At 62.3% G+C, this 13,678-nt stretch carries 12 protein-coding genes; 7 read left to right on the forward strand and 5 right to left on the reverse strand.

Annotated features, from left to right (window positions below; translation table 11 throughout):
- Positions 1-87: 87 nt before the first annotated feature.
- The gene (gene tsf / locus LQZ85_RS09465) at positions 88-915 is read right to left on the reverse strand and encodes a translation elongation factor Ts (RefSeq protein WP_053095995.1); all 828 of its coding nucleotides are present in this window, start codon (positions 913-915) and stop codon (positions 88-90) included.
- A gap of 44 nt (positions 916-959) precedes the next feature.
- Positions 960-1,904, reverse strand: coding sequence for a 30S ribosomal protein S2 (gene rpsB, locus LQZ85_RS09470; protein ID WP_053095994.1), 945 nt, complete (start codon positions 1,902-1,904; stop codon positions 960-962).
- Between the two features lie 304 nt (positions 1,905-2,208).
- On the opposite strand from rpsB, the gene LQZ85_RS09475 reads away from it, so the two are divergent.
- A complete protein-coding gene (locus LQZ85_RS09475; RefSeq protein WP_056278674.1) occupies positions 2,209-2,736 on the forward strand; it encodes a M23 family metallopeptidase in 528 nt (175 codons plus the stop codon).
- A 16-nt stretch (positions 2,737-2,752) separates the two neighbouring features.
- Here LQZ85_RS09475 and LQZ85_RS09480 read toward each other — a convergent pair whose 3' ends face one another.
- Both LQZ85_RS09480 and LQZ85_RS17945 read right to left on the reverse strand, forming a co-directional pair.
- On the reverse strand, positions 2,753-3,655 hold the full coding sequence (locus LQZ85_RS09480) for a tyrosine-type recombinase/integrase (RefSeq protein WP_056278673.1): 903 nt from the start codon (positions 3,653-3,655) through the stop codon (positions 2,753-2,755).
- Positions 3,656-3,690: 35 nt separating this feature from the next.
- Positions 3,691-3,927 carry a hypothetical protein gene (locus LQZ85_RS17945; protein WP_355706130.1) on the reverse strand — a complete coding sequence of 79 codons (237 nt, stop codon included), beginning with the start codon at positions 3,925-3,927 and terminating at the stop codon, positions 3,691-3,693.
- Between the two features lie 190 nt (positions 3,928-4,117).
- On the opposite strand from LQZ85_RS17945, the gene LQZ85_RS17950 reads away from it, so the two are divergent.
- From LQZ85_RS17950 to LQZ85_RS09500, 5 genes are all read left to right on the forward strand, one after another.
- Positions 4,118-5,269, forward strand: a complete 1,152-nt coding sequence (locus tag LQZ85_RS17950; RefSeq protein ID WP_355706132.1) for a tyrosine-type recombinase/integrase — start codon at positions 4,118-4,120, stop codon at positions 5,267-5,269.
- Positions 5,266-7,728: a site-specific integrase gene (locus LQZ85_RS09485; protein WP_230100821.1), complete on the forward strand. Its 2,463-nt coding sequence runs from the start codon at positions 5,266-5,268 to the stop codon at positions 7,726-7,728. The genes LQZ85_RS17950 and LQZ85_RS09485 overlap by 4 nt, the downstream gene beginning before the upstream one ends.
- Positions 7,729-7,925: 197 nt before the next feature.
- On the forward strand, positions 7,926-8,309 hold the full coding sequence (locus LQZ85_RS09490; protein WP_230100822.1) for a hypothetical protein: 384 nt from the start codon (positions 7,926-7,928) through the stop codon (positions 8,307-8,309).
- Positions 8,310-8,467: 158 nt separating this feature from the next.
- Positions 8,468-10,369: a site-specific DNA-methyltransferase gene (locus LQZ85_RS09495; RefSeq protein ID WP_230100823.1), complete on the forward strand. Its 1,902-nt coding sequence runs from the start codon at positions 8,468-8,470 to the stop codon at positions 10,367-10,369.
- 2 nt (positions 10,370-10,371) lie between these two features.
- Entirely contained in the window at positions 10,372-12,696 is a 2,325-nt protein-coding gene (locus tag LQZ85_RS09500) for a DEAD/DEAH box helicase family protein (protein ID WP_230100824.1), read from the forward strand.
- 75 nt (positions 12,697-12,771) lie between these two features.
- Here the strand turns inward: LQZ85_RS09500 and LQZ85_RS09505 are convergent, their stop codons facing one another.
- Positions 12,772-13,056 (reverse strand): helix-turn-helix transcriptional regulator, encoded by a 285-nt coding sequence (locus LQZ85_RS09505; protein ID WP_230100825.1) that lies wholly within the window; start codon positions 13,054-13,056, stop codon positions 12,772-12,774.
- A gap of 158 nt (positions 13,057-13,214) precedes the next feature.
- On the opposite strand from LQZ85_RS09505, the gene LQZ85_RS09510 reads away from it, so the two are divergent.
- Complete coding sequence (locus LQZ85_RS09510) at positions 13,215-13,658, forward strand: hypothetical protein (RefSeq protein WP_230100826.1); 444 nt, start codon at positions 13,215-13,217, stop codon at positions 13,656-13,658.
- The last annotated feature ends 20 nt before the right edge of the window (positions 13,659-13,678 follow it).

A 13,678-nucleotide genomic window follows, 5' to 3' on the forward strand; every position in this document is an offset into this window, starting at 1 on the left:
GGTGTTCCTCTCGTCCCGATTCAAGATAGTGCCTTCTGGGCATGAAGAAGGGGTTCGGATCATGTGATCCGAACCCCTTCGACGGTGTTACGCGCCGACCTTGAAGCGCGCGAAGTCCGTCACGGTGATACCGGCGTCCTTCGCCACCTGGGCGACGGAGAGCTTGTTGTCCTTCGCGTAGTCCTGCTCGAGCAGTGCGACCTGCTTGATGAACGCGGAGACACGGCCCTCGACGATCTTGGGCAGAGCCGCTTCCGGCTTGCCCTCGTTGCGAGAGATCTCGGTGACGATCTCGCGCTCCTTCTCCACGGCGTCAGCCGGGACGTCCTCGCGGGACAGGTACGACGGGTTCGCGAACGAGATGTGCTGCGCGATGCTGCGAGCGGTCTCGGCGTTGTCACCCGTGTAGGCGACGACGACGCCGATCTGCGGCGGGAGGTCCTTGCTCGTGCGGTGCAGGTAGACCTCGACGTTGTCGCCGGTGATCGTGCGAACGCGACGAAGTTCGACCTTCTCGCCGATGATCGCAGCCTCTTCCGAGATGACCTGCTCGACGCTCTTGTCGCCTGCCTGGGCGGCGAGTCCGGCCTCGACCGAGTCGGCCTTGACGGCCGCGACAGCGTCGGCGACCTTGTCGGCCAGTGCGATGAAGCGCTCGTTCTTCGCGACGAAGTCCGTCTCGCAGGCGAGCTCGATCAGCGTCACTGCGCCGTCCTGCTCGCGAGCGACGATGAGGCCCTCGCTGGTCGAACGGTCGGCACGCTTCGCGTTGCCCTTGGCACCCTTGAGACGCAGGATCTCGGTGGCCTTCTCGACGTCTCCGTCGGCCTCCTCGAGCGCCTTCTTGGTGTCGACCATTCCCGTTCCGAGCTGCTCACGCAGCGCCTTGAGGTCGGCGATGGTGAAGTTGGCCATGTGTGGTGGCTCCTTGCTTCGTGATGTGTGTGGTGGTCGCGGAATTACTTGGCGTCTGCTGCCTCGGCGGCGGCGACCTCAGCGGTCTCCTCGCCGGAAGCGGCAGCGATGGCCTCGTCGTGCGCCTCGGCGCCGGCCTCGTCAGCAGCGGTCTCGTCGGCAGCGGGGGTCTCGACGGTGGCAGCTTCGTCAGCTGCGGCGTCATCGACCTCTGCGGCGTCAGCCGACTCCTGGACGGGAGCCTCGAGGAGCTCCTTCTCCCAGTCGGCGAGCGGCTCAGCGTCGCCCGTCTCGGGGTTGTGCTTCTGCTGCAGGCCCTCTGCCGCTGCGTCCGCGATGATGCGGGTGAGCAGCGAGACGGAGCGGATGGCGTCGTCGTTGCCGGGGATCGGGTACTGGAAGTCGTCCGGGTCGGCGTTGGTGTCGAGAATGCCGATCACCGGGATGCCGAGCTTCTTGGCCTCGTCGATGGCGAGGTGCTCGCGCTTGGCGTCGACGACCCAGAGAGCGGACGGCGTCTTGGTGAGGTTGCGAATACCACCGAGCGACTTGTGGAGCTTGTCGAGCTCACGCTTCTTGAGAAGGAGTTCCTTCTTGGTGAAGCCCGAGGCAGCCGGGTTCTCGTAGTCGAGCTCCTCGAGCTCCTTCATGCGAGCGAGACGCTTCGCGATGGTCTGGAAGTTGGTGAGGAGTCCACCGAGCCAGCGCTGGTTGACGTAGGGCTGGCCGACGCGCGTGGCCTGCTCCGCGAGGATCTCCTGCGCTTGCTTCTTCGTGCCGACGAAGAGGATCGTGCCGCCGTGCGCGACGGTCTCCTTGACGAAGTCGTAGGCCTTGTCGATGTAGCCGAGCGACTGCTGGAGGTCGATGATGTGGATGCCGCTGCGCTCCGTGAGGATGAAGCGCTTGACCTTCGGGTTCCACCGACGGGTCTGGTGTCCGAAGTGCACGCCGCTGTCGAGCAGCTGGCGGATGGTGACCACAGCCATGGTCGTCTCCTTGTTCCGGCGCGATTCTGCGCCCTTGAGGTTGTCGAGTCGATCGGACGACCGAACTCCCTGGTGCCCGGCGCACACCCGCCTGAGTGGATCAGGACCAGTGGGAGTGGATGCCACGACCGAAGTCGCTCTGGGCACGCGTAGTCACCCCGAGATCGAGGTGCTCCAACAGCATACAGGATGCGGCGGCCTCACTCCTCCTGCACGATGCACCGAAGCCATGTCTTCCCCACATGGATCGCGGGGGTTGCGATGACGCGTCCCTCCGCCGGCGGGAGCGACGGACCATTGCCTCATGAACTCCCGCGCACGCGCGACCATCGCGTTCCTTCTGCTGGTCGCCCTGATTCTCGTCGCTCCGATCCCGACGCGTGCGCACGCGTCATCCGCGGAAGGTGAGAGGTATCCCGTCTGGCTCTGGCCGACCGATGAGCGCCGCGCGGTCGCGTCGCCGTATCGCGCTCCCGCGCACGAGTACGGTGCCGGCCATCGAGGGATGGACCTCGCGACGACGCCGGGGGCTGTGATCCGCGCTCCCGCCGACGGGGTGATCGCATTCCGCGGAACCGTCGTCGACAGGCCTCTGATCACGATCGAGCACCCCGGTGGCTACGTGTCGACGTTCGAGCCGTTGTCCTCCGAGCTCTCGCCGGGAGACGCGATCTCATCGGGGCAGGTGATCGGCACCGTGGCTGCCGGTGGCCACGCGGCGCCCGGCACTCTGCACCTCGGTGTGCGAATGGATGGCGCGTACATCAACCCGTTGCTCCTCTTCGGCGCCGTACCCAGGGCGGTGCTGCTCCCCTGCTGCACGACCCCATGAATCGGTGACCGGGTGTTCAGGCGCGCGGGTGTGCGAGGCGATACGTCGCGGTCAGCCGTTCGGCGGACACGTGGGTGTAGATCTGGGTCGTACCGAGACTCGCATGGCCGAGGATCTCCTGCACCGCTCGCAAGTCCGCGCCGCCGTCCAGGAGATGGGTCGCGGCAGTGTGTCTCAGCGCATGCGGGCCGACCGTGTCCGCCCCGATGAACGGTGCGAGCACGTCGGCGACGAGCGAATAGACCGCGCGCGGTCCGATCCGCGCGCCTCGACTGCCGAGTAGCAGAGCGGGCGACGGCCGAGTAGCTCGTGCTGCCAGTGAGGGCCGCCCTCGAGACAGGTAGGCACCGGTGGCATCACGTGCAGGAGCACCGTAGGGCACCACCCTCTCTTTCGCGCCTTTCCCCAGCACGCGCGCCGTGCCCCGGTCGAGGTCCAGATCGTCGACATCGAGTCCGCACAGCTCGGAGACTCGGATCCCTGCCCCGTACAGCAGCTCGAGAATCGCATGGTCGCGGAGCGCGATCGGATCACCGGTGGCGGCGGCGTGCCGTTGCGCCTCGAGAAGAGTCGTCATCGCGTCCTGAGAGGCGATGACGGGCAGCGTCCGCCCCCGCTTCGGGGCTACCAGCCGGAGACTCGGATCGTGTGCGACGAGCTGCTGCTCCTGCGCCCAGCTGAAGAAGGACCGCGCCGCCGCGGCGCGCCGCGCGAGTGTTGACCGCGCGTCCCCCCGTTGAGTCGCGCGCCACAGCCAGTCGCGCAGTGTCTCGAGTGTGACGTCTTCGAGCTCGCGATCGCCGACGGTCTCCGCGAGATCACGGAGATCAGATCGGTAGGCCCGCACAGTCGCTGAAGACAGCCGACGCACTCGGGAGAGATGCTCGGTGAAGGCGTGTGCTGCTGCCTGGAACTGCATGGATCAAGTGTGCAGGAGCGCGAATCCGCGCGGTGTCAGCCGCGCCGCTCTCCGTCCGGCCGTTTCCGCCATCCGCTCTCGACGCGCGTGACAATCCCATCCAGCTCCAGGAGCCCGAGGAGGGCGCCGATCCTCTCGGGAGCGAGCCCCGATCTTCGGGACAGCTCGAGAACGGGTCGTGCGGAGCGACTGCTCAGGGCGTCGAGCACCCGAGACCGATCCGGGTCCGTGGCTCCGCCAACGGTCGTCCCGGGTGCGGCGTCACCCCACAACTCGCGTATCTCGGCGGTGGTCGTGACGCATCTCGCGTCGTATTCACGAAGAAGCCGATGACAGCCGGCCGACGATGCGGAGGTTATCTATAGTCATGAAGAGATGTACGCGACTGTTAGTTGAAAAGACTCCCCGTCCTGCGACTCACACCGCGTGGGCCGTGTCACTCACAGGAAGCACGGTACGACCATGACTGCAGCGGCACACTATTCCTTCCGTTGGGTGCGCTCATCGTCCGGCGCGGATGTGGCCGCGGTCTTCAACCGGGAGAATGGACTGATCCATCCGGCTGTGTGCGATTGGTTGCGGTCTTTGGCAGACGCCGGAGACTCCCCGAACACAGTGCGCAACTATGGGCTGCGTGTTGCGGGATTCATGACCTGGCTACCGGCGCAGGGCTTGGACTGGACCCGGGTGAGACCGTCGACCCTGCTTCATTGGAAGAACCATCTATCGGTCACGCCTAAAACGACCGGAACAGGAAGTTCAGATCTGCGGCAGCCGGCGACTGTGAGCGCCTGGCTGGTCGCACTGGTTGAATTTTACCGGTGGGCTGCACTCGAAGATCTGGTATCCGAGGAACTTGTGCGACTACTGACCCAGGAGCAGTTCGTTCGGCCCGGCCCACGTGGTGGGGAACATGGCCGCTCACGAAGCGTCATAGCGAAGCCGCTGCGAGTCCGGTCCGTATCGGTATCAAAGGCGCCACCATGGTTGTCCGCGGAGGCCGACCGCAGCGCGCTCTTGAGTTTGCCGCTGAGACCGCGCGACAGATTCCTCATCCATTTGCTGTACTTCACTGGGCTGCGGGTCGGGGAAGCATTGTCTCTCTTTCGGGCGGACCTGCATCTTCTTCCGGATAACAGGTCGCACGGATGCCGCATCAAAGGACCGCACCTTCACACCGTTCGGAATCAGTCCGCAAACGGGGCGCGTGCGAAGTCGCTCCGTGTCGTTCCGATGTCTGCGGACCTTGCCCTGTCCTATCAGGAAGCGTTGACGGAACGTCTGATGCTTGTAAGCGAAGACCGGAGCCCCAACGTCTTTGTGGCGCTCGAAGGCCCCACGGCCGGCCAAGCATGGAGCTATGCGTCCGGGATAGATCTGTTTCGACGATGCTCAAAACGACTCGGATTTTATGTCCGTCCCCACCTGCTTCGGCACACTCGCGCGACCATCTGGCTGCGGGGCATCGAGGGCGACGCCGTCGACCTCGATGTTGTTCGAGTCCTTCTGGGACATCGCTCATTGTCATCGACTTTGATCTACACACACGCGAGCGATGAGTCCCTGCGCTCCGCTGTTTCCAACTCGTCAGTGTCACTGGCGGTTTCGTCGTGAGATCAGTTGCCCTGCCGAACGACATCTCCGGGACAAGCCCGTCCGAGGTCTGGCGAGAGTTTCTAACAGGGCTGATCACGGAGGACTGGTCGATAGGGGCATGGGACGCAGAGACAGGGCTCCTAACGATCGACCCGTTCAACGCGCTCAATGACTTCAAAGTGTGTATGCGCCCTGGGTGCGCGAATCCGGCAGCGAAGGTCGACTACTGCCAGACCTGCCGTCGGCGTGCAGCGAGAGTGGGAATGAGTGTGGAGGAGTTTGCGAGTTCTCGTCCAAAGATCGATCCGCTCGCGCAACGCTCGTCCCGAGGCTTCACACTCTGCGCGATCTATAGCGAGTCCGGCGCACAGTGTGGTCGTGCCGGGACCGTGCGCGGGCTGTGCCCCTCGCATTACAATCTTCTGGCGAAGCGCTGCCGCATCGACGGCGTGCCCGTCTCCGACGAGAGGCTCGTAGCGTTCACCGACGACCGACGAGGCAAAGTCGTTCATCCGACGCTGCCGTGCCCAGTTGCGTCATGCAAGCGAGTGCTGTCGAGGGCACTCCCGAGCGGTCTCTGCGACTACCACGACTCCGGTTTCAGAGCCGCACGCCGGTTGGACCCTCTGCAGACGGTCGAGAACTACGTCGCCTCGGATTCCGTTCTCGAGCGCAACCAGCTCGCTCTGCGCTCGCTAACAGAACCGATGCGCACCGAGTTGTTGTTCATCACTCAGCAGTACGCCGCTCGAGGAATCGGACGTGTCATGGTGAGCAAGCTCCGACCCTTCATCAACGATGTGGCGGAATCTCGGCATGAGAGCCTGCTGGAGTGTTTTCTCACTCACGAGCACTCGGTGAGGCTGAAAGGCTTGCGATCGACCGGAATCTTGATTCTCGAAAAGGCGCGGCGTCAGTTTGAGGCGAAAGACCCGTTGCGCCAGGACCTGGTGTTCCTGCAGGACCTGCCACTTCGTGAGACGCGGTCCGCGAAGAATCCGGATCTCACGGGTGCACCGCTTGAGACGTGGCAGATCGAGCAACCGTGGCTCCTGGACGCGTTCCGCACCTGGTTGGGCGCCACTCTAGAAACGCGGCGAACCGTCCGCCTTTGCTTCGACATCTGCGTTAAGGCATCTCGGGTACTAGCCGCCCGACGTTCGGACGGGGGCGCCGACGGAACCCGACTGTCGTATGAGGACATGTCCGCGATCACTGCGAGGTTGGATCAGCTAGAAAGCGCTGACGGAAAGCGGGCAATGTATGCGGTCTGGTGGGAGCTCTGTCGCGTCGCACGGCAACTCGGCGTATGGGACAGCATCCCGGCGAGCTTCGCACAGGATTACGCGTCTCAGAAGCGGCGAAGTCGCCGCGCACGCGCAGACCAAAAGGTCGAAAGCGATCGCGTGACCCCTGCCGCGGTAGTCGCGCACATGCGCAACAACACCGGGCAACTCGACGTTGGTCGCCACTCAGACATGTACCGCTGCGTCCTCGAGCTCCTTATGGAGACTGGGCGGCGCCCGGACGAGATCGTGACGCTGGCCAGTGACTGTCTCGTGCAGGATCGACATGGTGGATGGCTATTGCGTTACACAGCGCACAAGACAGGCGGAGCACTAAAGGAGCTCCCGGTTGAGGCACCCGTCGTCGAGTCGATTCGGCGTTGGAAGGCGATTCGAGACGAACGCGGGATACGGTCTCCGCTGCTGTTCCCCACCCCTCGGCGACGGCTACAGGATGAGAACACCATACCGATGGGGGCGCGCTACCTCGGAAAGGTGCTGAGGAGATTCGCCCTCGGGCTTCCCCCGGTGCCCGGTGCGGTGACGGACCTGGATGGAAACACCATCGATTTCGATCTGAGTATCGTGCAGCCATACGACTTCCGGCGCGCATACGCACAGCGGCATGCGGACAATGGCACAGATCCAGACGTGTTGCGCCAACTCATGGACCACGCCTCGATGAAGGTCACGATGGGGTACTACCAGGTCAGCTCAAAACGCCGCCGCAAGGCTGTGAGTACGCTCGCACCCCTCGCCCACGACAGACATGGGGAGCAGGTCGGGATCGGGAAGGGGCGCCTACAGCTCAAGATCACCCCCGTTCCCTATGGGGATTGCGCAGAGCCAAGCAATGTTGCAGCAGGCGGTACCGCCTGCCAGTTGCGATATCAATGTGCCGGATGCGGCTTCTTCCGTCCGAACCCCTCCCACATTCCGGAGATAGAGAAGGAGATCCTGAAACTGAGATCGCAGTTGAGGATAGCCGAATCATCGGACACGGCTTCTTACCTTCTCGAGGCCCAGCGCGGCCTGATCGCAGACTACGAAAAGGTGCTCGCCACGATGCGGGAGCGACTCGACCAACTGCCTGACGCGCAACGCCAAGAGATCGACACCATGTCCGAGGTAATGCGTCGTGCTCGCAGTGCTGCACTTGCCGGTAGGCAGATTGAGTTGAGGGAACTATGAATACGACTGGCTCCGAATCCGGACGAGGGAATCCTGAGGCGCTAGCGAGGGCTCGCGCGCAGGCATCGGCACGTAAGTACCGAGATGTCGTGGTTGCGCTCGCGCGCGCAAGCGACGGTGCTCGGCCGCTCACAGTGTCCTCTCTTGCTGACGCAGCGGGTGTGAGCCGCCAATTTTTGTACAGCCGACAAGACCTCATGGACCGGCTCCGTCGTCATCAGGAGAACATTCCAGACAGGATCGACGGTCCGCTGCGGGCCGCACGGTCGGCGGATCTCGTCAACGCCTTGAGCACGATCAAGCGTCTAAAGACAGAGCTCCAAGATGTAAGGCACAAACTCGACGCTGGCCTGGCCGCGCAGATTGAGCTTCGCGACGAACAGCGACTCCGAGTTCTCTATGAGCAGCGCGGGCATGAGGTCGAACGCCTCCTCACGCAGAACGCCGACCTCACCCGCACCGTGAGGCAGCTGCGCGAGGTGGTCCGGAGCCTCGAGGATGATCTAACTGTGGAACGGACCGCTCTTCGAGAAATCTCTGGGCTTCCGTCGAACGTCACTGATATCCGTTTGGGAGAATGACCGGCACTGCAGCCCGGGTGCCGTCCAACTAGGACGATCGGACCTGCTTGGGTCTTTCGCACCTCGATGTCTGCCCTTCCTCGTACGATGTAGTCGTGTGCTTGGCATGAGCGGAACATGCCAGAACGACCTGCGCCGCCCCGACCAAAGGACACATCGTGGACGATTCGACTGCCCTGGAAGATCTGCCTGTTGAGCAGCTCATCGAGATGATTCGTGAGAAGACTGGCGCCGGGGTCAACCTCTCGTTTCCGGGCAAGATTCTCGCCCGACAGATCGGCCGACGCGTGCGTCCGCGCAACCAGCGTTCGATCCAGAAGTACAGCCACGGCGACGAGCATGGTCGCGCCCGAAACGTTCTGATAGAAGGTGACAACCTCCAGGCGCTTGCTTCGCTCTACCGTGAGCGTGGCCAGGTGGATTTGATCCTGACAGATCCGCCGTATAACACGGGAGATGACTTCCGCTATAACGACAAATGGGACACCGACCCCAACGATCCCGACCTCGGCGAGTTCGTGGGCAGCGACGATCCCGCGAAACACACCAAGTGGATGAAGTTCATGTATCCGCGCCTGCAGATGATGCGCGCGATGCTCAAGCCATCCGGGGTGCTTGCGATTTGCATCGACAGTCGCGAGTTGTTCCACCTCGGCCAGATGCTCGATGAGTTGTTCGGCGAGGAGAATCGGCTCGCGATCATCAACTGGCAAAAAACGGCGGCGCCCCGCTCAGACAAGACCGGGGTCACAACCACGACCGAGTACGTTCTGGTCTATGCCCGCGACGTGGTCAGGACGAAGACAGCGTCGCTCGATCGCACGGATGCAGACAACCGCCGGTACAGCAATCCCGATGCTGACCCGGGAGGGCTGTGGCGAGAGGGCAATCTTTCCGCACGCACCTACAGCGCGTCCGGAGATTTCGGCATTCAATCCCCGTTCACCGGCGAGGTTCTGTACCCACCCGGAGAACGCGCTTGGGCCCACCCGAAACGAAACGTCAAAAAGTGGCTGGAAGAGTGGGGCCTCGCATACGAAGAGCGCGCAATCGATGACGGCAAGGGCAAGGCGCTAATGCTCAAGGCCGGGTTCACCAACGAAGTCAAGGAGCACGCGCGGAAGCGTCTCAGCGAGCCAGCATGGCCGTTCGTCTGGTTCGGCCGGGATGGGTTGGGACGCCCTAGAACGAAGACTTACCTCGAGAAGCTCAAGAAGGGGAAAGTCCCGATCACGTACTGGGCCGACGACGAGATGGAGTTTCCTGACGAGCTCGGATCAACTTCATGGGACTTCGAAGAATCCGGCCGGAGCGCAGACGGAGCAGGGGAACTCACGGCGGTCGTCGGCAAGGGCCATGGGTTCACGACCGTCAAGCCGCTCAAGCTCATGACCAAGATAATCCAGTTGTGGACGCCCAACGGAGGAACAGTGCTTGACCCTTTCGCGGGGTCTGGCACGACCGGGCACGCAGTACTAGGACTCAACGCGACATCTGGGAGCGACCGACGCTTCATCCTTATCGAACAGGGCCGCCCGGAGCGTGGCGACTCTTATGCGCGCGCACTCACAGCGGACCGCTTGGCGAGAGTTGTGAGTGGAGACTGGGCGAACGAAAAGGGCGTGGCGCTCGGGGGCGGCTTCTCTTTCAAGACACTAGAGAAAAAGGTCGACGCGCAGACACTGCTCCAGATGGAGCGCGACGAGATGGTCGACACTGTCATCGCGTCGCACTCAAGCACCGGGAGCCGACGAGCCACCGTCCTTGTTCCTGTCGAGCGAGACAGCGAGCCATACGCGTACCTCGTCGCCAAGAACTCATCAGGCGAAGGTATCTTTCTCGTGTGGTCGGGCCCAGACGCAAGCCCAGACCTCACGGAGGGCGTGTACGAGAAGATCGCCGAGGAGGCGGAATCGGCCGGTCTCGCAAATCACTACCACGTCTACAGTCGACGAAGTTTCATCGTCACTGACGATGTGACGTGGTATCAGATTCCGGACCGTATCTTGTCTGATTTTGGACTCGATGTCCGTACCGAGTCATTCACTGAGGAGGCATAATCATGGCCCTTGAGCTCTTCCAGTTCCAGCAGGATGCGGCCTCCCAAATGGCTGATCGCTACGTCGAGTACAACGCTGAGCCGGTAGTGATGGGGCGTCGGGGCAGCGCTCGGGAGGTGCCTTTCTATCAGGCGCTGTCTTCGATCACCGGATCCGGGAAAACCGCGATCCTGGCGCAGGCCGTGAACGAGATCGTTGCCATGTCAGAGATCCCGCCGGTTGTTCTGTGGCTCTCGAAAGGCAAGGTCGTCGTCCAGCAGAGCTACGCCAATCTCGAGGATGGGGGCAAGTACAGCCACCTTCTCCCCGACATCACAGTCCGCCTACTCAGCGAATACGACCCAGAGGATGTCGCACACGCGAAGCAGGGACTTCTCTACTTCGCCACGGTCGGCACTTTCAACCAAAAGGACCGCGAGACAAGCAACCTAAAGATATTCTCGACTGACGTCGACACCATCGAGACCACTCGGTGGGAAGCTTTGAAAGAGCGCGCAACCTCGGGAGGCCAGCGCCGCCCCCTAGTGATCGTTTACGACGAGGCGCAAAACCTGTCGGACCAGCAGACGACTCTTCTCCTTGAGCAGCAGCCCAGCGTCTTCCTTCTCGCTAGTGCCACCTTGCGCTTCCCAGCCCAGTTCGATGCCGACGTCATTCAGCCCCTGCGTAGTCAGGCCGACTACACGGACGAAGACCTCATCACCTCGGTGAAGTCTTCGACCGTCGTAGCGTCGGGGCTTGTCAAAGGCATCATCAAGCTCGATGGTCTCAACGCCCCGATGCAGGAAACGATTGCCGACATGCTGGCGGACATGCGTGACGCCGAATCGAGCGCGAGTGCGGAGAGATTGGGATTCGCGCCCAAGGCGATCTACGTCTGCAACACAAACGTGTTGGCCGATGATGCCACTCAAACCGACGATCCGAAGCAACCATTCGACCAACGCCAGGCGCCGCCGATCGAGATCTGGCGTTACCTCACCGACCAGTGCGGGATTCCGGCAGATGAGATCGCCGTGTACGCCGACCTCAGGACTCACAAGGACTTCCCTCTTCCGTCAGACTTCGCCCTGTTCAACAGCGGCGAGCGAGACTACGACGAATTCGTGGCTGGTGACTACCGGCACATCATCTTCAATAAGACGCTGCAGGAGGGCTGGGACGATCCTGCCGTCTACTTCGCTTACGTGGATAAGACGATGGAATCGAAAGTGGACATCACGCAGATCGTCGGCCGTGTTCTCCGTCAACCCGGTGCCACCCACTACGAAGCCGACCGCCTCAACACAGCACATTTCTATGTCCGCGTCGACCGCAATGACATCTTCAAACAGATCGTCGACGACGTACGGAATGGACTAGGCGGCAACGCACCAGAGGTGCGAATCCTCACCTCGCCTCCCGGAGCGGAGGCACCGATCAGCCTCCTCCCCAAGGAGTCGCGGTCAGTGCCACGCGCTGGCGTAGACAACAGCGCCACAGAGAAGCCGGTTCAAACGGCTCTGAACAAACTTAACGACTACACACACGATTCGGTGAATACTCGCGGCGCAGGCCGGCGGCGGACGGTAACCCAAGCAGTTGGCTCTGACGACGCTATCGACTCCGAGTGGATAAAGTTCGAGCAATCAAACCGGGTGAACGCACGATGGGTTTTCCGCCGCGAAGTGGCCCGGCGATATAGGCCCGCGCTGTCCATGATTGACACAGATGACCAAAGGTTCGATGCGAAGGTCGGCATCGGAAGTCGAGCGTATGCCAGCCTCGCAGACAACGCGGCAGAGGTGGTGGACGAGTACCTACGACATGCCGTCGTCAAGCAGCTGAAACCAAATCAATACGAGATCGGCAGCACGCTCGTCCGTCGGGGCTCCATGGAGACGTTCAAACATGCATTGCACGAAGGATATGACGGCCTGAACGACCTTGAGACGGCCTTCGCCCGGGCCCTTGACGATACGGGCCTCACATGGGCACGGAATCGCTCACAGACCGGTTACAAGATCCCGCTAGTCTCGTTGGGATCGACCGTCTGGTTCTTCCCCGACTTCATTGTGTGGTCGGGCGACAAGGTCATCTGCGTAGACACCAAAGGGGAACATCTCGTCGAGACCGACGCGCGGCGCAAGCTTCTGACGATTCAGCCGCATAAAGACATGACGAACACGATCGAAGTGAAGTTCGTGACCGAGGGAACGCGGAAGCCTGACGGTACCCCCGACGGCAAGGAGGGGTTCTCGCTCTGGGAGCTCGGTAGCGGACAGGCACTGCGCGCGCTTCCTCACGATGACCTCGAGTCAGTCGCCCGGACGCTACTGCAGCCCTAAAGCAGTAGTCGTGTCTCGCACAGGTATAGCTCGGTGCAAGCCTCAGCCTCCACCGCGCAGCGATCCAAACATGCTCTAACGACTGCGAAGGTCGGGGGCGGGTGCGGGAACGAGACCCGCCAAGTCCACGTTCAGCACTTGCGCCATGGCGAGAAGCGATCGCAAGGGCGGGTTTGCTGGCACCCCAGACCCCGATTCGCCCCGCTCGTATCGCTGATACGTATAGCGGGCGATGCCCGAGCGATAGGCGACGTCTTCCTGGCTAAGTCCGGCGTCAGTGCGCAGCTTGCGCAGATGGATTGCGAGCTTACGCGAGAACTCCGCCCACTCGGCATCGATCTGCTCATCTCTCGCAACCACTCTTCAAGCGTCAGGCGGAGGCCGAGCTTGTGTGGCCTAGTCTGTGTGGCATAATTTCGTTGGCCATACGAAACAATCGATTTCAAACGGATCATCTCCACTCTGCACGTGTGCTGCCCGCCCTACGGACACCGCGGTCGCACCGCAGGGCTGGCCCGATGCGTGCGACCGCGATTGTGACGGTGATCGTGGCGAACATGCCTTGGACAGTTTGGTGGCGGAGCATGAATCATCCGCCGCCCGCCGCATGGAGCTTTGCGTTCGAAGAGTTCACGAGCAACGAGACGGCAGACGAATGGGCTTTGGCAGCAGCAATCTTCATCGCTCAGTACCGCCGTCGCCAATCGCAGGGCCCCACTTTCCGGGAGCTGTTCGAGCACTTGCTTCCCGAAACAGGCGGAGTTCCGTCTCGTCTTCCGAGCGACTGGGACGCTTTGGATCGCCGCCGCAGGATCAATGACTTCCGTCGACATGTGGTGATCGAGTGGCGCCGCCGCGGCTTCATCGGGTATGACAAGGAAGTCACACGGAGCCTCAGAGTCGGTCGACGCTTTCGTGAGCAGTCCCGCGCACGCACCAATCAGTCGCGCGACAGCGTTTGACGAACGCACGCCCGCCCGCC

The sequence above is a fragment of the Microbacterium sp. Bi98 genome (genome assembly GCF_918698045.1).
Lineage (GTDB): Bacteria > Actinomycetota > Actinomycetes > Actinomycetales > Microbacteriaceae > Microbacterium.

Bases quoted from the DNA above. Each gene is read 5' to 3' on its own strand.
- tsf (WP_053095995.1), bottom strand. From the start codon at position 915: ATGGCCAACTTCACCATCGCCGACCTCAAGGCGCTGCGTGAGCAGCTC.
- rpsB (WP_053095994.1), bottom strand. From the start codon at position 1,904: ATGGCTGTGGTCACCATCCGCCAGCTGCTCGACAGCGGCGTGCACTTC.
- LQZ85_RS09475 (WP_056278674.1), top strand. From the start codon at position 2,209: ATGAACTCCCGCGCACGCGCGACCATCGCGTTCCTTCTGCTGGTCGCC.
- LQZ85_RS09480 (WP_056278673.1), bottom strand. From the start codon at position 3,655: ATGCAGTTCCAGGCAGCAGCACACGCCTTCACCGAGCATCTCTCCCGA.
- LQZ85_RS17950 (WP_355706132.1), top strand. From the start codon at position 4,118: ATGACTGCAGCGGCACACTATTCCTTCCGTTGGGTGCGCTCATCGTCC.
- LQZ85_RS09490 (WP_230100822.1), top strand. From the start codon at position 7,926: ATGGACCGGCTCCGTCGTCATCAGGAGAACATTCCAGACAGGATCGAC.
- LQZ85_RS09500 (WP_230100824.1), top strand. From the start codon at position 10,372: ATGGCCCTTGAGCTCTTCCAGTTCCAGCAGGATGCGGCCTCCCAAATG.
- LQZ85_RS09510 (WP_230100826.1), top strand. From the start codon at position 13,215: ATGCGTGCGACCGCGATTGTGACGGTGATCGTGGCGAACATGCCTTGG.